General features: G+C 40.9%; 19 protein-coding genes and 2 tRNA genes. 9 read left to right on the top strand and 12 right to left on the bottom strand.

The window, feature by feature from the left end; all coding sequences use genetic code 11:
* Positions 1–5: 5 nt before the first annotated feature.
* Positions 6–542 carry an isochorismatase family protein gene (locus HMPREF9072_RS03500; protein WP_009410572.1) on the top strand — a complete coding sequence of 179 codons (537 nt, stop codon included), beginning with the start codon at positions 6–8 and terminating at the stop codon, positions 540–542.
* Between the two features lie 70 nt (positions 543–612).
* Here the strand turns inward: HMPREF9072_RS03500 and HMPREF9072_RS03495 are convergent, their stop codons facing one another.
* Positions 613–1,440, bottom strand: coding sequence for a universal stress protein (locus tag HMPREF9072_RS03495; protein WP_009410571.1), 828 nt, complete (start codon positions 1,438–1,440; stop codon positions 613–615).
* A 153-nt stretch (positions 1,441–1,593) separates the two neighbouring features.
* Between HMPREF9072_RS03495 and HMPREF9072_RS12335 the strand changes: the two genes are divergently transcribed.
* From HMPREF9072_RS12335 to infB, 4 genes are all read left to right on the top strand, one after another.
* On the top strand, positions 1,594–1,737 hold the full coding sequence (locus HMPREF9072_RS12335; RefSeq protein WP_002675198.1) for a hypothetical protein: 144 nt from the start codon (positions 1,594–1,596) through the stop codon (positions 1,735–1,737).
* Between the two features lie 147 nt (positions 1,738–1,884).
* Positions 1,885–2,352 (top strand): ribosome assembly cofactor RimP, encoded by a 468-nt coding sequence (gene rimP, locus HMPREF9072_RS03490; protein WP_009410570.1) that lies wholly within the window; start codon positions 1,885–1,887, stop codon positions 2,350–2,352.
* 10 nt (positions 2,353–2,362) lie between these two features.
* Positions 2,363–3,595, top strand: coding sequence for a transcription termination factor NusA (gene nusA, locus HMPREF9072_RS03485; RefSeq protein WP_002675200.1), 1,233 nt, complete (start codon positions 2,363–2,365; stop codon positions 3,593–3,595).
* A 117-nt stretch (positions 3,596–3,712) separates the two neighbouring features.
* Complete coding sequence (gene infB / locus HMPREF9072_RS03480) at positions 3,713–6,547, top strand: translation initiation factor IF-2 (protein WP_009410569.1); 2,835 nt, start codon at positions 3,713–3,715, stop codon at positions 6,545–6,547.
* A 47-nt stretch (positions 6,548–6,594) separates the two neighbouring features.
* Here infB and HMPREF9072_RS03475 read toward each other — a convergent pair.
* The 5 genes from HMPREF9072_RS03475 to HMPREF9072_RS12445 all read right to left on the bottom strand — a co-directional run bounded on the left by HMPREF9072_RS03475 (position 6,595) and on the right by HMPREF9072_RS12445 (position 10,046).
* A tRNA-His gene (locus HMPREF9072_RS03475) sits at positions 6,595–6,670 on the bottom strand.
* A 177-nt stretch (positions 6,671–6,847) separates the two neighbouring features.
* Positions 6,848–7,396: a dTDP-4-dehydrorhamnose 3,5-epimerase gene (gene rfbC, locus HMPREF9072_RS03470; RefSeq protein WP_009410568.1), complete on the bottom strand. Its 549-nt coding sequence runs from the start codon at positions 7,394–7,396 to the stop codon at positions 6,848–6,850.
* The gene (locus HMPREF9072_RS03465) at positions 7,377–8,621 is read right to left on the bottom strand and encodes an alpha/beta hydrolase-fold protein (protein ID WP_009410567.1); all 1,245 of its coding nucleotides are present in this window, start codon (positions 8,619–8,621) and stop codon (positions 7,377–7,379) included. Before HMPREF9072_RS03465 ends, rfbC begins: the two co-directional genes overlap by 20 nt.
* A gap of 94 nt (positions 8,622–8,715) precedes the next feature.
* Complete coding sequence (locus HMPREF9072_RS03460) at positions 8,716–9,540, bottom strand: thymidylate synthase (protein ID WP_009410566.1); 825 nt, start codon at positions 9,538–9,540, stop codon at positions 8,716–8,718.
* Positions 9,541–9,953: 413 nt separating this feature from the next.
* On the bottom strand, positions 9,954–10,046 hold the full coding sequence (locus HMPREF9072_RS12445; protein WP_232300834.1) for a glycosyltransferase: 93 nt from the start codon (positions 10,044–10,046) through the stop codon (positions 9,954–9,956).
* A gap of 240 nt (positions 10,047–10,286) precedes the next feature.
* On the opposite strand from HMPREF9072_RS12445, the gene HMPREF9072_RS03455 reads away from it, so the two are divergent.
* From HMPREF9072_RS03455 to HMPREF9072_RS03440, 4 genes are all read left to right on the top strand, one after another.
* Complete coding sequence (locus tag HMPREF9072_RS03455; RefSeq protein ID WP_009410564.1) at positions 10,287–13,013, top strand: calcium-translocating P-type ATPase, PMCA-type; 2,727 nt, start codon at positions 10,287–10,289, stop codon at positions 13,011–13,013.
* Positions 13,014–13,339: 326 nt separating this feature from the next.
* Positions 13,340–15,112 carry a signal peptide peptidase SppA gene (gene sppA / locus HMPREF9072_RS03450; protein WP_009410563.1) on the top strand — a complete coding sequence of 591 codons (1,773 nt, stop codon included), beginning with the start codon at positions 13,340–13,342 and terminating at the stop codon, positions 15,110–15,112.
* Between the two features lie 94 nt (positions 15,113–15,206).
* Positions 15,207–15,404 (top strand): hypothetical protein, encoded by a 198-nt coding sequence (locus HMPREF9072_RS03445; protein WP_009410562.1) that lies wholly within the window; start codon positions 15,207–15,209, stop codon positions 15,402–15,404.
* Positions 15,405–15,464: 60 nt separating this feature from the next.
* Complete coding sequence (locus HMPREF9072_RS03440; protein WP_009410561.1) at positions 15,465–16,268, top strand: RNA methyltransferase; 804 nt, start codon at positions 15,465–15,467, stop codon at positions 16,266–16,268.
* 59 nt (positions 16,269–16,327) lie between these two features.
* Here HMPREF9072_RS03440 and HMPREF9072_RS03435 read toward each other — a convergent pair whose 3' ends face one another.
* The 6 genes from HMPREF9072_RS03435 to HMPREF9072_RS03410 form a co-directional block, all read right to left on the bottom strand.
* Complete coding sequence (locus tag HMPREF9072_RS03435; RefSeq protein ID WP_009410560.1) at positions 16,328–17,032, bottom strand: phosphoadenylyl-sulfate reductase; 705 nt, start codon at positions 17,030–17,032, stop codon at positions 16,328–16,330.
* Between the two features lie 4 nt (positions 17,033–17,036).
* Complete coding sequence (locus HMPREF9072_RS03430) at positions 17,037–17,840, bottom strand: DUF3298 and DUF4163 domain-containing protein (protein ID WP_009410559.1); 804 nt, start codon at positions 17,838–17,840, stop codon at positions 17,037–17,039.
* Positions 17,841–17,915: 75 nt separating this feature from the next.
* Positions 17,916–18,566 carry a metal-dependent transcriptional regulator gene (locus tag HMPREF9072_RS03425; RefSeq protein WP_009410558.1) on the bottom strand — a complete coding sequence of 217 codons (651 nt, stop codon included), beginning with the start codon at positions 18,564–18,566 and terminating at the stop codon, positions 17,916–17,918.
* Between the two features lie 57 nt (positions 18,567–18,623).
* The gene (locus tag HMPREF9072_RS03420) at positions 18,624–19,151 is read right to left on the bottom strand and encodes an acyl-CoA thioesterase (RefSeq protein ID WP_009410557.1); all 528 of its coding nucleotides are present in this window, start codon (positions 19,149–19,151) and stop codon (positions 18,624–18,626) included.
* Positions 19,152–19,155: 4 nt separating this feature from the next.
* Positions 19,156–20,523: an SPOR domain-containing protein gene (locus HMPREF9072_RS03415; RefSeq protein ID WP_009410556.1), complete on the bottom strand. Its 1,368-nt coding sequence runs from the start codon at positions 20,521–20,523 to the stop codon at positions 19,156–19,158.
* A 98-nt stretch (positions 20,524–20,621) separates the two neighbouring features.
* Positions 20,622–20,693, bottom strand: a tRNA-Arg gene (locus HMPREF9072_RS03410).
* Positions 20,694–21,071: the final 378 nt, after the last annotated feature.

The raw sequence follows: 21,071 nt of genomic DNA, 5'->3' as shown, positions 1-21,071 counted from the left end.
ATAGTATGACAACAGAAAATACACAATTGGTAATCCTTGACATTCAAGGAAAGTTATCGCAAATCGTTTATAAATCGGAAGAGGTATTACACAACAGCAGGATTCTTATTGAGGGAAGCAAGCTCTTAGAGCTTCCTATCATTTGGGTGGAACAAATGCCCGATAAGTTGGGTGCTACTCACCCTGTGATTGCTGAGATATTAGAAGGCAAAACCTCCGTGAAGAAAAGTAGCTTTTCAGCTTGGGGCAATGCTGAGTTCCGCAAGGAGCTTAGGGCTAACAATCGCAAGTACGTATTGCTCATAGGTATTGAAACTCATATCTGTATTTACCAAACTGCGCTCGATTTACTCGCTGAAGGTTATGAAGTATCCGTAATTGCCGATGCAGTATCTTCGCGTACCGAAAGCAATAAGCACATCGGGCTCACAATGCTACGTGATACAGGAGCTACTCTATTAAGCACCGAAGCTACACTCTTTGCTCTCTTGCGCACTGCCGAGCACCCGCGATTTAAGGAAATAGCAAGATTAGTGAAATAATGATTAATGACTAATGATTAATAAAAAGGCTGTAAGAGTTTTCTTACAGCCTTTTTACATTAACATTCTCCTACTTTTCCACTTTAATAGTGAGCACAGGTGTGCTGGAGTGATTTACAAGGTCACTACTGATACTTCCATTGAAGAAGTGAGCAATACCCTTACGTCCGTTAGGGAACATACAGATAAGGTCTATATTGTTTTCCTTCACATAGTTTAAGATTCCTGTTTCTACACGAATATCGTTATAAACGTGTGTTTCAAAATGCTGATGAGAGTGTTCAGCTTCTTTAAGGAACTCTTCCATACGTTTGTTTATTTCGGAAGTAGTGAGGAACTGGTAAGGAGTATTAACATACACCAAATCAACCTTAGCACCAAATACTTTAGCAAGTTTCAATGCCTTTTCAAAAGGTTTTAAAAATCGTTTAGAGAAATCGCAACCAAACATCATATGTTTAATTTTGAGTTTTTCGTGTGGATTTTTAATTACCAATACAGGCACAGAGGCAGAGCGGACTACTTTTTCAGCATTAGAGCCTATAAAGAGTTCTTTGGCGCCTAAAGCCCCATTAGAGCCCATAAACACAAGGTCGATATGGTATTTCTTTACAACTTCTTCCACAGCTTCGGGTAGCGGAGCGGTTTCAACAAGGTCAATCACTTCGACAGTGGTATCAATTTCCTTTTTAAGGTCGTTGAAACGCTGTTTAGTAAGGTTGAGAAAATACATTGCTTCGGGTACCGATACTTGACTTTCGGTCATTAAGCGGATAGGAAGTTCAATGGCGTGCAACACATATACTTTGGCATTGTGTTGCTTGGCTAAGTTAATCGCAACGTGTAGTGAAGCGATTGACTTTTCTGAAAAATCGGTGGTTACTAAAATGTTTTTCATAAGAATCTATTTTTTTAGTTAAAAGTTATGAGTTTAGAGTTATGAAAACGACCTACTCTAAAATTAGGTTTAGCTTATATAAAGCTTATACGAATCTTGAACGATTGTTATACAAAGGGTATATAAAGCATTCATTAACAGTTTTTTTATCAGATGTTTTTATCAAGAAAAAAAGATGTTACAACGGCAGTAATTACTGTTTTTATTATTCTTAACAATCAGTTTATTAGTACTTTTAATACCTTTATGACCTACCAAATGCCTATCTATACAAATATTGATAGCTTTATGCGTTAGTTAAATTTCACGTGGTAAAGGTACTACTTATTTTTATAACTTCCAAACTTTTTTTACTTTTTTTCTTGTTATTTAGAAAATTCGTCGTATCTTTGCACCGAAAAATAATACTTGAGGGGACATTTAAGTCCCCTCTTTTTATAGCAAATGAATTTCAAAGACCAAGTTAAAGAGTTAGTTAATAAGGCTTTAAGCGAGCACCCTGAACTATTTCTAACCGATTTAAGCGTAGGAGCTGACAATACCATTCGCGTGACTATCGACGGAGATAAAGGCGTGGGTATTGACGATTGTATAGAGCTTAGCCGTGCTATTGAAAACTCTTTAGACCGCGAGGTGGTAGATTTCGCCCTGGAGGTTACTTCGTTTGGTGCTACTGAGCCTTTTGTAATGGAACGCCAATACACTAAAAATGTGGGTAGAACCGTGCAAATCACAACACTCGACGGCAAAACACACGAAGGAGTACTGAAAGGCATTGTTGAAGGTAAAGCCGTACTCGAAACTGAAACTCGCGAACCGAAACCCGTAGGTAAAGGTAAAACCACTGTAAAAAAAGAGCACTTGTTTGCGCTCACCGATATAAAAGAAACTAAAGTAATCATTAAATTTTAATTAAACGTATATGAATAGTCTTGAATTAATCGAATCATTCTCGGAGTTTAAAGATGATAAACTCATCAATCGCGAAACCTTGATGGCTATTTTGGAAGAGGTTTTCCGCAATACCCTAAAAAAGAAATATGGCTCTGACGATAATTTCGATATTATTATCAACCCCGATAAAGGCGACTTACAAATCTTTCGTAACCGTGTGGTAGTGGAAGACGGTGCAGTAACGAACGACAATCAGCAAATTGAACTTTCGGTAGCTCGCAAAATTGAACCCGACTTTGAGGTAGGAGAAGACGTTTCAGAAGAAATTAAAATTAATGACTTGGGTCGGCGTGCTATCTTAGCTTTACGCCAAAACCTGATTTCTAAAATTCACGAATACGATAGTATGACTATCTATCAGCGTTTCAAAGACTTGATAGGTCAGCTATACGTAGCCGAAATACACCATATCCGTCACAAAGCTATCATCTTGTTAGACGACGAAGGCAATGAGATTATCCTTCCTAAGGAAAAACAAATTCCGTCAGACTTCTTTAAGAAAGGCGAGCACGTGCGCGGAATTATCGAATCAGTAGAGCTGAAAAGTACCAAACCTACCATTATTATGTCGCGTACCTCTCCCCTATTCTTGGAGCGTTTGTTCGAACAAGAAATCCCTGAGATTGCCGACGGGCTTATCACTATTAACAAGGTCGTGCGTATTCCAGGAGAAAAGGCAAAAGTAGCTGTAGATTCATTTGACGACCGTATTGATGCGGTAGGTGCGTGCGTAGGTGTGCGTGGGTCTCGTATTCACGGTATTGTGCGCGAGTTGGGCAATGAGAATATCGATGTATTACCGTTCACCAATAACCCACAACTGCTCATCACCCGTGCTTTGGCACCTGCACGTGTATCTTCAGTGATTATCAACGAAGAAGAAAAACGTGCCGATGTGTATTTGGCAAATGAAGAAGTATCGAAAGCCATTGGTAAATCAGGCTATAACATTCGCTTGGCGAGCCAGCTTTCAGGCTATGAAATCGACGTATATCGCGAAGGAGCAACCGAAGAAGATATTGAGCTTAGCGAGTTTAACGACGAAATTGAAGAATGGGTGATTGAAGAACTGCAAAAAGCAGGACTTGATACAGCTAAGAGTGTATTGGAACTTTCTGCCGAAGAGCTAATGCAACGCACTGACCTCGAAGAAGAGACTGTAAGTGAAGTGCTACGCATTTTGGCAGAAGAGTTTGAATAGGGTAAAAGAAAAAATCTGTGAAAGCAGAGTATATGAGGGAGGTAGATTCCCTACAACTTAAACAAAGAATTAGGTATCCTTTCTTCTTAGAAGGGGAATGGATTTTAATAAACATATATGAGCGAGGGAAAAAAAATAAGATTAAGCAAAGTTTTAAAGGAGTTCAATATCTCTATGGTAACAGCCGTAGAATATCTGAAGAAGGAGAAAGGGATAGAAATAGAATCTAACCCTAATACTTCTATTACAGAAGATATTGTAAAGTTCCTTTCGAACAAATTTAACGCCGACAAGAGTAAGCGTGAGGTTTCAAAAGAGATAGTGGAAGACAAGCGCAAAGAGCGCGAGGCTATCCGCATAGAGCAAGAGAAAGAAAACCAAGAGAAGCGCAAACAGCAGGAGCAAGAAGTAATAAAAGCTAAGGCTCAACTGGCTGGGCTCAAACCTGTGGGTAAAATAGACCTTGAAGAAGGTAATAAAAAAGAAGGGACAGCTCCTACTCAAGAAGCACCAGAACCAGAAATTACTACTTCAAAACAGGAAGTAACTACTTCTAAAACAAAGACAACAACCTCGAAGCAAGAAGCAACTCCTGGAACAGTGCAATCTCAGCCTGCTAAGGACAAGAAAAAAGACAACAACAAACCCGACGCTCAAAAGAATAAATCTGCTTATCAAAATCCATTGGCACAAACCGTTGCTACGCAAAAGAAGAAGGAACAACAGATCCATATCCCTAAGGAAGAACTCACAACTGAGATCCCTGCAGGTGTGATTGAAACCCAATACCAAAAGCTCACTGGTCCTAAAGTAGTGGGTGAGAAAATAGACCTCAGTCAGTTTGAGAAAAAGAAGAAAAAGCGCAAACGCAACCGTCACAAAGACAAGGATAAAGAGACTCAAACTACTGCTAATAGCGCTACTGATGCTACTGGCGACAGCGAAAAACGCAAACGCAAACGTATTCGCAAAGATGAAGTGAATGTGGTTAAAAGTGGCGACAACACGAAGAAAGAGAAGAAAAACAAAATTATTGCGAAAATAGAACCTTCCGAAGAAGAAGTACAAAAACAAGTGCGCGAGACCCTCGAACGCTTGCAAGGTAAAGGTACAAAATCTAAGGGGGCTAAATACCGCAAAGAAAAACGAGAAACACACCGACAAAAGGTAGAACAAGAGCTCGCTGAACAAGAACAACAGGAGAAAATACTAAAAGTAACCGAGTTTGTGACAGTAAACGAGCTGGCTACAATGATGGACGTACCTATCAATAAGGTGATTGGTGCGTGTATGTCTCTCGGTATTATGGTAACAATGAACCAGCGTCTCGATGCCGAAACCCTCTCGATAGTAGCTGATGAGTTTGGCTATGAAGTGGAATTTGCAACAGCTAACATCGAAGAAGCTATCCATACCGAAGAGGATCAACCTGAAGATTTAGTACCTCGCGCACCTATTGTTACTGTAATGGGTCACGTAGACCACGGTAAAACATCGCTCTTAGACTACATTCGTAAAGAAAATGTAATTGCAGGCGAAAGCGGAGGTATAACTCAGCACATTGGGGCTTACAGCGTGAAATTAGAAAGTGGTGAACGTATCACTTTCCTCGATACTCCTGGTCACGAAGCCTTTACTGCTATGCGTGCTCGTGGTACCAAGGTAACCGATATCGCTATTATTGTGGTGGCTGCCGACGACGATGTAATGCCTCAAACCAAAGAGGCTATTAGTCACGCACAAGCCGCAGGAGTACCTATTATCTTCGCTATTAACAAGATTGATAAACCGAATGCGAACCCCGATAAAATTAAAGAACACTTGGCGACTATGAACCTCCTCGTAGAAGAATGGGGCGGTAAAATACAGTCGCAGGATATTTCGGCAAAACAAGGTATTGGAGTATCTGAACTATTGGAAAAAGTACTCTTAGAAGCTGAAATCCTCGAACTGAAAGCAAATCCAAACAAACCGGCGGTAGGTACTGTAGTGGAAGCAGCTCTTGACAAAGGTCGTGGATATGTATCTACTATATTGGTAGAATCGGGTACGTTGCACGTAGGCGACTATGTACTGGCAGGTACCAACTCTGGTAAAATACGTGCTATGCACGACGAACGAGGTAAGAAGGTAAAAGAAGCAGGCCCCTCTACTCCTATTTCTATCTTAGGATTGGACGGAGCTCCACAAGCAGGTGATAAATTCTACGTATTCGAAGACGAAAAAGAAGCCAAACAGATTGTAGCTAAACGCGCTCAATTACAACGCGAACAATCAGTACGTACGCAACGCCACATCACCCTCGACGAGATAGGGCGACGCATTGCTCTCGGTGACTTCAAACAGTTGAATATTATTCTTAAAGGTGACGTAGACGGCTCGGTAGAAGCACTTACCGACTCTTTCCAAAAGCTCTCTACTGAAGAGATACAAGTGTCTATCATTCATAAAGGCGTGGGAGCAATTACCGAGTCTGATGTATTATTGGCTTCCGCCTCCGATGCTATTATCATTGGTTTCAACGTTCGTCCGATGACCAACGCACGCGCCTTGGCAGAAAAAGAATCTATCGATATCCGTACCTACTCTATCATCTACGATGCTATCAACGACCTCAAAGATGCAATGGAAGGAATGCTTTCTCCTGTGTTTAAAGAAGAGGTTACCGGTACTGTAGAGATACGCGAACTCTTCAAGATTTCTAAAGTAGGAATCATTGCGGGCTGTATGGTAACCGATGGTAAAATCTACCGCAACTCTAAGATACGTCTATTGCGTGACAATGTGGTGATTTATACGGGTGAACTTTCTTCACTCAAGCGTTTCAAAGACGATGTAAAAGAGGTAAGCAAAGGTTATGATTGCGGTTTGCAGATCAAGAACTACAACGACATTCACGAAGGCGATATAATAGAAGCCTTCCAAGAAGTAGCAGTAAAGAAGAAACTGTAAAGAGAGATATAAAAAAAGCGCCTTAAAAGGCGCTTTTTTTATCAATAGGGTGGAATATGGGGCTCGAACCCACGACCTTCGGAACCACAATCCGACGCTCTAACCAACTGAGCTAAGACCACCGTCTGTATTTTCGGGTGCAAAAGTAACTCCTTTTTCCCAATCTACCAAATATTTAGACAACTATTTTTTAGCTAAGTGTTAAGTATTAAGTGTTAGGAACATTTAGCTCTTTGATTTTCAATCTCTTTTCACCTTTCACTCACATACCCTGTTACGAGCCCTCACTGGCTTTACCTTTTATCTTTTACCTTTTGCCTCTACCAGTAATGGCGCTTTCTTGTCTTTCTCCGAAAGTTGTATCACCTCAGCTGGTAGTCGCCAATCAATACCTATGGTAGGGTCGTCCCAGCGCACACTACCCTCACTCTCGGGAGCGTAGTAATTGTCGCATTTGTATTGAAAAATAGCTTCTTCGCTCAATACAGCAAAACCGTGAGCAAATCCTCTCGGGATAAAAAACTGGCGCTTGTTTTCTTCGTTTAGTATCACAGACTCATACTGCCCAAAGGTAGGTGAGTCTTTTCGCAAATCCACTGCTACATCAAGTACTTCTCCTTTTACCACTCTCACCAATTTAGCCTGTGCAAAAGGTGGTTTCTGAAAGTGTAATCCGCGCAATACTCCATAGGTCGATTGCGATTCGTTGTCTTGTACAAATACAGTGGGGCTTACTAACTCATTAAATCGCTGTTGCGAAAACGATTCAAAAAAGTAACCTCTTCCGTCAAAAAACACCTGTGGCTCAATAATCACCACACCTTCTATCTTAGTTCTGATTACTTTCATCGGTAGGATTTTGTTCTTCTTGTGCAGGTGCCACTTCTTCTGTTGGTTCTATGGGTTCTATTACTTTTGTGCGTTTGCTCTTGCGTTTGGTAGCTTGCAAATGCGTGATACGTTCATTTATCAAGTCTCCTGTGATGAAATCTATATTAGGCTCAGTATACGCTTTCTGATAGGTTTTCAGTGCCTTTTTATCGTCGCCCATCTTTTCGTAATATTCAGCTAAAAAGAAGTTGGGCATAGCAGTTTTTAAGTAGCCATTGCTCTCTACGTATTTCGCCAATTTCTTAAGCGATTCCCAGTCTTGCGACGAATTAATAGCTGTATAAGTAGCCATCACATCGTTTAGTATAGGCACTTTCTTTACGCCTAACTGTTTATAAATAGTGTTATATTTGTTCTCCAAATATTCATAAATCCCCGTTTCAAGAGTCTCCATTTGGGTCTTAAACTCCTTGCCTCCTATGGGTTTATAAATGTCAAAACACATATCAAGAGCCTGTGCTATCCCCTGCAATTTAGCAGCGTTTACTGAGCTTCCTTTAAAATCAACAAAGTGATATTCTACCGATTCGTGCACGGGCGCCGAGCGCATCGCTCTTTCAAACTGAATTGCCTTGTCGTACACCACTTTGTTTTCCACATCGGCAGTAGCCATATAGTAAAATAAACGGTTAGGCACTCCCGCTGCCAAAGCGTGCGAAAACTCTTCTCCCATACGTGGAAGAGCCACTGGATTAAGGCTTACTATCATATTAAAAGTAGGTTTCTTCTCGGCAAGCATATAGTAATTAGCCAAAAAACCCGCCTCTTCCGAAGCAATAACCCCTTTTAGGTCAGCTATTGGGTATTTCCCTTGTATGTAAGGCACTAATTCTGCCGATACAAACTCAAAGAAACGAGCCGACTCATTAATAGGGCGACCCACCTCTTCTACCACCGTTACATCTTCTTGTTTGGGTTCATACACACCCACTACTATACACTTAGGCATTTCACCAAACTGTTCGTAATAACGTACCATCGAAACAACAGGCTCCATCAACGTTTCGGCATTGAGCACTACTATCAGCGGATATGCCTGTCTATCCGTGTACTTTTCAGGCTTGTAGATACCTATCTTCTGTTTTCTATTGAGTCTCCCTGACGAAAAAGTCTCCGAAATAACCTGTGAAAACGCACTTTGTAAGGTTACCAAAGCGATAACGATTGTAAGATATTTCTTCATTTTTTTATAGTATTTACTTTATTTTAAACGCACAAATGAAACAAAAAAGCTCCATATAGCAAAATTCTAAGCATTTTTTAACGAAATTTTAACTTTATACCGATACCTGCGCTTTAATCGTAGGGTAAGGGTCATAGCCTTCTAAACGAAAATCGTCATAATCAAAGGCAAACAAATCCTTCACTGCCCGATTCAAGTGCATCGTAGGCAAAGGGCGTGGCGTCCTGCTGAGCTGTAAAGCTACCTGCTCACGATGATTGTTATAGATGTGCACATCACCAAAAGTATGCACAAAATCTCCTAATTGCAAATCGCATACTTGCGCAAGCATCATCGTGAGTAAGGCATATGAAGCAATGTTAAAAGGCACCCCTAAAAACACATCGGCACTGCGTTGGTATAACTGACAAGACAATTTCCCATCGGCTACGTAAAACTGAAACAGTGCGTGACAAGGAGGCAATGCCGCTTTACCATTGGCTACGTTCTCCGCAAACGATTTTCCCGTATCAGGCAATACCGACGGATTCCAAGCCGAAACGATAATCCGTCGGCTTTCAGGATTTTGTTTAAGAGTCTCTACCACCGTTTTTATCTGGTCAATCGCCTCGCCATTCCAGTGGCGCCATTGCGCTCCATAAACAGGACCGAGGTCGCCGTTTTCATCTGCCCATTCGTTCCAAATGCGCACCCCGTGGTCAGTGAGATATTTAATATTTGTATCTCCTTTTAAAAACCAAAGTAATTCATAGATAACCGATTTTAAGTGTATCTTTTTAGTCGTTACCAGCGGAAAACCCTTATTGAGGTCAAAGCGCATTTGGTAACCAAATACACTAGTCGTTCCCGTGCCGGTACGGTCATCTTTAGAATAGCCATTATCGAGGATATGGCGCAAGAGGTCGTGATATGTTTGCATTTTTAGTTAAGTGTTAAACCTAAGAAGTTAAATCGGTGCAAAGATACAACAATAATAAAAAATACCAATACCCTAACCCCTCTCATTCTATCAACCCACTTATTTCCAATTTTTTATATAGCTTATCTTTGTCTTATATATCACTGCGCTTCATCTTTCCGCCCCCACACTCCCACTAAACTCCTCCAACAAATTTACTAATTTCCAAATTCTCTAATTTGCTAATTCCCCTTTCTGTCATACTCCCCCCTAGTGCCTATGGTCTAAGGCCTAGTGCCTATTCCTCTTTCTTTCGCCTCGAAACCCCGTTTTTACCATTTTTATTATTGTTGTTATTATATTATGAATCAACTATTTATACACCCTTTCTATACCAATCGTCCAAGATTCGTATAAGCCTTCCTATAAGCTCTCTATAAGCTAACCCCACCCTTCTTACACCCTTTTTTCACCAAAACTTCTCTCAGCTCTCTTCCGAATCTCTCCGATATCTTCCGAAACTTCAAAACCTCTCTAAGATTCTCTAAAAACTCCGACGAACCTCTCCTCATTTCACAAGGTGCAGCCTTGATTTTGTTAAATTTTTGTTTAATTTCTGAGGCACAGCCTCATTCCTCTAACTCAACCTCGCACCTCATTTCCACATTTTCTCATTCCCTAATTTCCTAATTCCCAAATTCTCTCATTTTATAATTTTTTAATTCGCTAATTATAGCTATCTTTGCACTTTAATTACTCAAAAAACTATGGCTGATAAACACCATTACAAAGGTCTTACCGATGCGCAAGTCTTTGAAAGTCGCCAAAAATACGGCGAAAACTCCCTTTCATCAGTAGAAGGCGAACCGCTTTGGAAACAATTCTTAGAAAAGTTCACCGACCCCATTATCATCATTCTTCTCGTTGCCCTCGTCTTCTCTTTTGGAGTATCTACTTATGAGTATATGGTGCATAATGAAGGTTTCGATGCTTTCTTAGAGCCCATAGGGATTCTCTTTGCTGTACTTTTGGCTACAGGTGTCGCTTTCTATTTTGAGCATAAAGCCAATAAACAATTCGAAATTCTCAATCAGGTAAACGACGAGATTTACTATAAAGTCATTCGCAACGAACACATTACACAAGTGCTCAAAAAGGATATTGTAGTAGGCGATATAGTGATTTTGGAAACCGGTGAAGAAGTACCCGCCGATGGCGAGCTCCTCGAAGCCGTATCAATGCATATCAACGAGTCTACCCTTACCGGAGAACCTTTGGTACACAAAACCACCAATCCAGCCGATTTTGAGGCAGAAGCTACTTACCCTTCTAACTACGTTTGTCGCGGTACTTCGGTATCCGATGGTCACGGTATTTTTGAAGTGAAAAAGGTCGGCGATGCTACCGAATATGGCAAAGTGTTCGAAGGGGTTCAGATAGACAACACAGTGAAAACTCCTCTCAACGAACAGTTGGATAAACTCGCAGGAATGATTACCAAAATCAGTTACGCCATTGCAATTTTGGTGATTGTAGGTCGCCTTATCCTATATTTTACGCTTCCTGCTCATAACATAAACCAAATCGATTGGATTGATTTTGGTCACTATCTTCTCAATACAGCGATGATTGCTATTACTGTGGTGGTAGTTGCGGTACCCGAAGGCTTACCGATGAGTGTTACCCTCAGTTTGGCTTACAGTATGCGCAGTATGATGGCTACCAATAACCTCGTGCGCAAGATGCACGCTTGTGAGACGATGGGTGCTACTACCGTGATTTGTACCGATAAAACGGGTACGCTCACCCAAAACCAAATGACTATCTACGAAACTTATTTCAATCGTTTTACAGATGAACAATTAGGTGAAAAACTCATCGCCGAATCGATGGCGGTGAACTCTACGGCTTATCTCGATTTTACTGATAAAGAAAAACCAAACGTGCTGGGGAATCCTACCGAAGGAGCACTCCTATTGTGGCTCTACGGCAAAGGAACCAACTACTTGCCCATACGCGAAGGGAGTGAAGTGTTTAACCAACTCACTTTTTCTACCGAACGCAAATATATGGCTACTTTGGTGCAATCACCAGCGTTGGGCAAACCGGTATTGTACGTAAAAGGAGCTCCCGAAATCGTGATGACTTTTTGCTACGAGGGTGGTAAATTCCTTTCCGATATTCCTCAAGCCGATTTCGAGGCAAAACTATTACAATACCAAAACCAAGCAATGCGCACTATCGGTTTTGCATATAAAGTAATCGACAACCCGAATACGGTAATATCCGAAAATGGTAAGTTAGTGATAAATGGCTTAAATTTTATAGGTATTACTGCTATTTCTGACCCCGTACGCCCTGATGTGCCTGCTTCTATTGAAGAGTGTTTGCACGCAGGCATTCAGGTGAAGATTGTAACCGGTGATACACCAGGTACCGCTCGCGAAATCGCCCGCCAAATACATTTGTGGGACGATACTTGCACCGAGCGCAACCAAATCACCGGCGTAGAATTTGCCGCAATGAGCGATACCGAACTCTTAGACCGCATTACCGACCTACGTGTGATTTCACGCGCACGTCCGCTCGACAAAGCACGCCTCGTGAACCTATTGCAACAAAAAGGCGAAGTTGTAGCCGTAACCGGTGATGGTACCAACGATGCACCAGCCCTCAAAGCTGCCCAAGTAGGTCTTTCAATGGGCGACGGAACCTCAGTAGCCAAAGAAGCTTCTGATATCACTATCTTGGACAACTCGTTCAGTAGTATCGGTAAAGCCGTAATGTGGGGGCGTTCACTCTATTTGAACATTCAGCGTTTTATCCTCTTCCAGATGACTATCAATGTGGCAGCGTGTATCATCGTGCTCATTGGGGCATTCTTAGGGGTAGAGTCACCGCTTACCGTAACCCAAATGCTCTGGGTGAACCTCATTATGGATACCTTTGCAGCATTAGCGTTAGCGTCCTTACCACCGAGCAACCGCGTAATGAACGATAAACCTCGTGCGCGTGGTGCTAATATCATTACAAAGCCAATGACGAAAGGCATTTTTGGTGTAGGAGGATTCTTTGTAGTGTTGCTTTTTGGTTTCATTCAGTACTTTAAAAATGAGGATATCACCAGTCTCACTCAATTCTCAATTACTGATTATTTCAGTCATTTCTTTCACTTCGGAACACCCAAAAACGGACTATCGGCTTATGAACTTTCCTTGTTCTTCTCGATATTCGTGTTCTTGCAATTCTGGAATATGTTCAATGCCAAAGCTTATCGTACCGGCAAGAGTACTTTTTATAATATAGGCAAGAGCCAAGGTTTTATACTTATTGCTACAGTGATTGTCATCGGTCAAGTGTTTATCACTACTTTTGGTGGACAGATGTTCAATGTAACCCCACTCAAGCTCACTGATTGGACAATCATCATTGGTGCTACCAGCCTCGTACTCTGGATAGGAGAAATTCTCAGAGCCATAAAAACAGAAAAGTAATAGTTACATACTTAGCCAAAGTTTTAAAAACTTTGGCTAAGTTGATTACCTTGATAATCAAAATGCTTTAGTTACATTGTAGGGGCGATTGGCAAATCGTCCTCACAAAATAAAACTTTCCAGATAAGCTCTTTTTTTGTATTAAAACTTTGCTGATTTGTTAATTTTCTCCTATCTTTGCCCCTGTATTAACTCAAATAAAAGAAATGAAAAAGGCTTTTTACATCCTTATTGCTATTGCGGTAACATTAGTAACCTTTACTGCTTGCTCCTCTGATGGAGGAGGTAATTAAAACCTAAAAAATAATCATTAAAACATCAACAATATGACTTTTTTTAAGACTCTCTTAGCCACTATCCTCGGATTCTTTATCTCTATGGGGATATGTTTTATTCTTTTCCTCATCTTCATTTCTGTGATGATAAGCTCAGTGGTAGGTGGTGCCAAAGGTGAAGAAGTGAGTGTGAAGGACAACTCTGTACTCGAACTCTCTTTTGAAGAACCATTAGTAGACTACGGCGAACGCATAACTTTTAAGGATTTCGACTATACCTCCGAATCCTATAACGGACTTAATGCAACTCTCAAAGCTATTGAGAACGCCAAAACCGACAAGCGTATCAAAGGTATTTACCTCAAAAGTACGGGTAACATCGGCGGATTAGCTTTCGCTCAAGAACTTCGCAAGGCTTTGGAGGATTTCAAGACTTCTGGCAAATTCGTCTTAGCTTATAGCGATGAAATTTCTCAACTCGATTACTATCTCCAGACCGTAGCCGATAAGGTATATATTAGTCAGCTCGGAAGTGTTGCGCTCCGAGGTCTCTCTTCTGAAGTCCTTTTCTTCAAAGGGCTCCAAGAAAAAAGCGGTGTACAAATGGAAGTGATTCGCCACGGTAAATACAAAAGCGCTGTAGAACCTTTCTTAGACAATAAGATGAGCGATAACAACCGCAAGCAACTCACCGAATTACTCTCTGCTATGTGGAACGTCATCGTTACCGATATCGCTAAAAGTCGTAATATTCCCGTAGAAAAACTCAATGAAATAGCTACCAATGTAGGTGGACGCACAGCACAGTTAGCTAAAAACAACGGACTCATAGACGGCATTCTTTTCCGTGATGAATTCGAGCAAATCATCTGTGATAAAACCGGTAGTAAAAGCATCGATAAAGTCGATTTTATCAATATTGAAGACTATGCCGAAGCCGTAGTAGGCAAAGCAGCGGGCAAGCACTCCAAAAATAAAATAGCTGTTATCTATGCCGATGGTGAGATTATGCAAGGCGAAGGGCGCGCCGAAATCGTAGGTAATGAAACCATTATCCGTGCCTTGCGCAAAGCCTCTGATAATAAAGATATAAAAGCTATTGTGCTTCGTATCAATTCCCCTGGTGGCGATGCCTTAGCCTCTGAATTGATGCACCGAGAAATCGAAGTTACTAAAAAGAAGAAAAAGGTATATGTCTCTATGGGCAACTATGCCGCTTCAGGAGGCTATTATATTGCGTGCAATGCTAATCGTATTTTTGCAGAAGCAGGTACTATCACCGGTTCTATTGGGGTGTTTGGGGTAATTCCTAATGTAAATGCCTTAGCTACCAACTGGGGTATAAATGCCGAAACTGTAAGCACTCACCCCAACGCTCAGTTCTATAGTGTATTCCAAAAACCTACTGAACAATTCAAAAAAGAAATGACCGAATCTATCGAGCAAGTGTATACTGTATTTTTAGACCGTGTAGCCAAAGGGCGTGGTAAAACGGTTGCCCAAATAGACTCCATTGCACAAGGAAGAGTATGGAGCGGTAAAGAAGCTCTTGCTAATGGTTTGGTAGACGAAATCGGCTCGCTAAACGATGCTATCGCCTACGCTGCTAAAGACAACGGACTCAAAGAATATCGCACCGTTTCTTACCCCACTTTCGAAATGGACTTTAAAGCAATGTTCCGCCGTTTTGGAGCGAATCTCAGAGGTGAGAACTTGCGCAATGAGATGGGTGTAGAAGCTTATGAAGTCTATCAGCAGGTGAAACATATCGCTCAGCAACGTGGAGTGCAAGCCCATTTAGAATACGATGTGAAACTGAAATAGTTATAAAAATTAACACAATATTAACACCTAAAAACTTGCTTAGTTCATTTTAAAGAAGTACATTTGTACAGTGAAATTCTAAATAGATGAAGTTATGAAACGAGCTATGTTTGAATATACCACAATGATTTTATCGAAAGTGAGTTTCGACCCTAACCTATTTTGTAAGGAACTTAAAAAAGCTATTGATAGGTTATTACCTTATGAAATAGAAGAATTGAAAGTTTGGTTAGATGACTACACCAAAAATAAGCCCGAGCTGATGCAATGTATGGTGCTTATGGATAAATGATAACAAAAGCTGCCTACTCTCGTAGGCAGCTTTTTCTTACTTCTTATCTCTTACCTAAAAATGAACATCACCAGTACTCAAAACCCCCTGATAAAGAAAATAGTTCTCCTCAGCGAGAAATCGCGTGAGCGTAAAAAAGAAGGAATATGTGTAGTAGAAGGTGCTCGCGAGATACGCTTAGCCCTTGAAGGAGGCTACACTCTCGAAACATTGCTATATCAACCTGAGATTTTTGCAGAAGGACACTTGCTAAAACTCCTTAGTCATACAGCTCAAAGAGTAAATCCTATCGCTATTAGCAAAGAAGTATACCAAAAGATTAGTTATCGCAGTTCTACTGAGGGGGTTATTGCCTTAATACAGACTAAAAAGCACAGCTTAAATACGCTAGCTTTCGCAACCGATTCTCCTTTGTTATTGGTAGCTGAAGCTCCTGAAAAACCAGGTAATATAGGGGCTCTCCTTCGCACTGCTGATGCTGCTAATATAGACGCTGTGATTATTGCCAATCCTAAAACTGACCTCTACAACCCTAATATTATACGTTCGAGCGTGGGTTGCGTGTTTACTGTTCCTATTGCAACGGGTAGTACTACTGAAGTGATTGATTTTCTCAAAGCCAAAGGTATCAATAGCTATTGCGCTGCTCTTACTGCCTCTAAACCTTACTACGAAGTATCGTTTGAGGAAGCCAGTGCTATCGTAGTAGGTACGGAAGACCAAGGTCTTACAGAGGAATGGCTTACCCATAGCACTCAGAACATCATTATCCCAATGGAAGGCGTAATCGACTCTATGAATGTATCAGTTGCTGCTGCTGTGCTTATTTTTGAAGCAAAAAGACAAAGGGTAAATCTTAATTAATTGAATTATTTATAGAGAACAAGAGCTCCACTTAGCAAGCTAAGTGGAGCTCTTTGTTATTATTTGTGTTCGTGTAGTCCGCATTCTTTTTTACTATTGCTTTCCCACCACCAACGACCTGCGCGGAAATCTTCACCCTCTTTGATAGCACGAGTACAAGGGGCACAGCCTATGCTCACAAAACCTTTGTCGTGTAGCACATTATAAGGAATGTTATGTGCCTTGATAAAGGCTTTGGTATCTTCAAACGTCCAATGGAGGATAGGATTGTATTTAAAGAGCTGGTAAGTATCGTCCCATTCGAGTATAGGGAGATCTTTACGAGCATTACTTTGGTCGGCACGCAAACCTGTTACCCATACTTTCTTGCCTTTTAGCGCTCGGCTAAGGGGTTCTACTTTGCGTATATGACAGCACTCTTTGCGCAGTTCTACTGAGCGATAAAAAGACAAAGGGCCATTTTTATGTACATATTCTTCTATATCGTGTGTTTTGGGATAATAAGGCAAAATATGTGTATTGTAGCGCTGTTCAGTGCTTTCCCAAACTGAGTAAGTTTCGTTGAACAAACGACCAGTATCTAAGGTGAAAATACTAATAGGAATTTGGTTTGCGAGAATGAGGTGAGTAATGGCTTGGTCTTCTAACCCAAAGCTGGTTGAAAAAACTATCTCATTAGGAAATTGTTCAGCTAAAAAAGCGAGACCTCCTACTTCTGTTTTTTGTAAGAGAGCGTTATGTAATGTTGTCAATCGTTCTTTCATAGTGTTATTTATTGTCAGCAAAAGTGAGATAAGGCATAATTTCTTTTATAGGTACTTTCACTTCAAAAGGCGTATCTACATAAGGAGCTATCTCAAAAGGTTCATAGAACAAAATGAGAGCATCGGCTGCTACACCCATTTGGTTAGGAAGACGAAAGGTTCCATCTTCAAAATCAAACTTCTTATCATCTAAAGGAGTGATGGTGGCGTTTTGTTGTGCTTTCTCAAAATAACGTTTGGCTATTTGGGTTACTTTTTCTTCATCGGTAAAGAGGTTTTCATTGGTAATTACTTCACCATTATCTAACGCAAAGTGAGTGAAAACTTTGGTTTGTATGGGTTGTGCTTCACCGGTAAAAGCATAACGGTTGGACACTAAAGAAAGCATCTTGCTATTTTGCCACATAATGCTATCGGTAGCGATAAACTCGAAAGCAGGGAGCTCAGGGAAATGTTCGTGAAGCTTATAGTAATCTTTTGTAAGGCTATCTAAAGCTTTTTCTATACTGATACCTTCCACTTGTAGAGAGTCGTCGTTGGAAAGGAGAAAATTGGAGAGTTGTAGCTCTATTTCTTGATTGAAATTCTTAGCAAACTCGCTATTACCGTTGCAATATAGATAGTTTAGGCTTACAGAGAAACAGTTATCTTCGCAATTCTCATCGCTACGTTCTATAGTTTTCTCTTCAAAGCTGATTTTTTGAGTACGGGTATAGTGACGGTAAATGCAGTAACCGCAGTAACCGATTATTATAATGAATATAAGACCTAAAATAAGGCTTAATTTTTTTATATTGTTTTTTTTCATCTTTTTAAAACCTTTGTCTGTAAAATTTCAACTTTACCAAAGTTTGGGGCGCAATTAATCATTTACAATTAATCACTAACCATTGACATAGATATTTCGGCATACCATTGCTGATAGGTTGATTTGTTTGTCGTTTACCAGTAGAGTCATAGAGTTGTCGAAGGGTTCTTTGCTGAGTACTTCTATTTCGTCGCCAAGAGCTATATTCATTTTGTTGAGGTAAACGAGAAATTCCTTAGAGGTGTTCTTTACCGCTGCACATATACCTTTATCGCCTTGTTTGAGCTCGCTTAATAGGGTTTGAATAGTGGTGGTAAAAACGCCTTCTTTGTTAGGAATCGGGTCGCCGTGGGGGTCTTTTTTAGGGAAATCGAGGAAAGCATCGAGGCGCTCTATAAGTTTTTCTGACTGTATATGTTCTAACTCTTCGGCTATTTCGTGCACTTCGTCCCAAGAAAAATTTAGTTTTTCGACTAAGAATACTTCCCAAAGACGGTGTTTGCGAATGATAGCAATAGCTTTTTGCGTGCCTTTTTTAGTGAGTGTTACCCCTTGATATTTCACATAGTTGATGAGTCCCTTATCGGCTAACCTTTTAAGCATATCGGTTACTGATGAAGCTTTGGTATTCATCACTTCGGCAATAGCATTGGTGTTCACCTCTTCTTTCTTTTCGTTATAAAGGTGAAAGATAGCTTTCAAGTGGTTTTCTTCAGATAAGGTCATTTTGCTTTGTTTTTAAGAGAAAAACCGCCTTTTACAGCGGTTCTATTACTAAATGCATCAGCTATTTTCTAATTTAGTAAAGAGAGCTTTTAGCTCGGTAGCGTCGTGCGGACTGAGTTTACCTGCAAGCACAAGACTCAGTTGGCGACGTTGTAGGGCACCGTTGTAACGTTCTTTTTCGAGCTGGGTTTCTGGTTCTATCTCAGGTACTTTTACGGGGCGACCGTTTTCGTCTACCGCTACGAAAGAGTAAATCGCCTCGGTAGCTTTGGTACGTTCGCCATAGATATTTTCCATCCACACATCGATATATACTTCCATAGAAGTAGAGAAAGCGCGTGAGATGGCGGCTTCGACCGTTACAATGCTTCCTATGCGTATGCTGTGAGTAAAAGCCACGTGGTTTACCGATACGGTAACGGTTAAACGCCCAGAGTGGCGTTGTGAGGCAATACTAGCAGCTCTATCCATACGGGCGAGGAGTTCACCCCCAAACAGAGCGTTGAGGTGATTGGTTTCGCCTGGGAGCACGAGGTCGGTGAGTATAGTACGTGAGTCAGAAGGTTTTTTCTTGAGTTTCATCATTATTTTAGGGTTGAGTTAGTATCCAGCCACCGTCGAGTTTTTTCTCTTCTTTAGAGTTTTGTACTTCTTTTTGTTGTAGTTTAGCTTCGTCCATAGAATCAAAACCGCCATAACTTACTTGGTACAAACCTCTGGCGTTCATTCCTAATACGAAAGCGTTTTTATACCCCAGCTTTTGGAGTTGTTTCACTCGGGTTTCTGCGTTTTTCTCGTCTTTAAAAGCCCCTGCAATCACTTGATATTTTTTAGCTGACATTGCCGAATTTGTACGTACAGGGGTAGAGGCTACACCTGAGGTATTGGTTTGAGCGGGCTTAGGTGTTGTAGTGGTTTGTGCAGGTTTGGGCGCAGTGCTGGTTTGCGCTGGCTTAGGCGTAGCAGTAGCTTGTACAGGCGTGTTAGCGGGCTTGGTTGTCGCTACCGTAGTGGCAGCTTGATTAGTGGACTGAGTAGGTTTTTGTTCAGGCTTTACTTGCTCAGGTTTTACTTGCTCGGGCTTTTTAGCCTTTACTTTTTCTACTTGCAAAGGAATAGCAGGAATAGTAATAGGCGGGGTGAACACGGCTGCTTCGCTGAGTTTTTGGTTAAGACGTTCTTGTACTAAGCTGTCAGTAATTGCAAACTGTTGTTCGTTATTGCCATCGTTTACTACTCTTTCGCCGAAGAGCAGATAAGCTCCATAAGCCAAAAAGGCTAAGCCTACTGAGGCTACTGCTGTATATTTTACATACGGCATTATTTTAGCAGGTTTCTTTTCCTTAGCTGGCGGTGGGGTAGTACCTCTGTGGGTTTTAGGAGTATTGGTTACCACAGGAGCTGTAACTTGGCTCACAGGACTTTCAGTAGGAGTTACTACGGCATCTTCTTCTGGGGGAAGGTTAGGAATGCCGGTATCGGTACTTGAATGGTCGAGTGTAGGACGGATTTGATTTTCTTCTATTTTCAAATCGGAGGCGGTTACTTCGTGAGGTACGAAAGGCGCCATACCGAAAGAATCGGTAAGGAAATTCACGTCGTCAGCGGGTTCGAAAGAGATACGACCTTCGCCGACTAACCTAAGAGTCCCGATTTTTTCGAGATTTAAGGTTTGGTCTTGTTTTAAGATGCGTTTCCACCCTTCGACAGCTAAGTTTACGTAATCTTCTACCAAGTTATATTCGATGCCTGTTTGTTCGGATATATACTTGATGAGCAAGCCGTCGTTAGAAGTGAGGCTTGCGTTGAAACTGAGCTCTCGTTTAGGAGGGTCGAACGTTTTATCTTCAGCCATTTGGGCTGATTTTCTATTAGATATAAATGCTCCAAACTTAGGAATAATCACGCATTGGTGTTTGTAGAGCAATTCTTCGATGTATACATTTAGGTCTTTCATAATTCCGATATTTTAAGTTATTAAAATGATGGATTTGCCTTTTGAAACAACAAAGGTACGATATTTTTTTATACCGACCAAGTTTTTTGATAAAAAAGTGGTCTTGCCAAGAATCGAACTTGGATCAAAAGTTTAGGAAACTTCTATTCTATCCGTTGAACTACAAGACCTGTAATTAATTTTTTGCAAAGGTACGACTTTTTTTGAAACTACGAAAAAATGTGATGAAAGAAGAGAAAAATGCGAGGCCTTAGGCCTAAGGCCATAGGCACTAGGAATGCGACGAAAAAGTGACAAGAGGGTGGGGAATTTGGAAATGAGAGAATGAGAAAATGAGCAAATGAGGAAATTAACAGATTAGTAAATGGAGTAAATGTCAATAATACCACTAATCAACTTTGCCAAAGGTGCGAGCCGCACGAGCTATTAACTTTGGCAAAGTGTGTACCGCAAAAGCGATGTGTTAGTACTGTTAGGAATGTTCGGAAGGAAACGGAGAAGAACGGAAGAGAGCTGAGAAGAATTTTGGTGAAAAAAGGCTGTGAGGA

This window comes from Capnocytophaga sp. oral taxon 324 str. F0483 (assembly GCF_000318315.2).
Taxonomy (GTDB): Bacteria; Bacteroidota; Bacteroidia; order Flavobacteriales; family Flavobacteriaceae; genus Capnocytophaga; species Capnocytophaga ochracea.
Note: the sequence above shows the minus strand (reverse complement) of the source record. Positions and strands in the feature narration are given on the sequence as shown.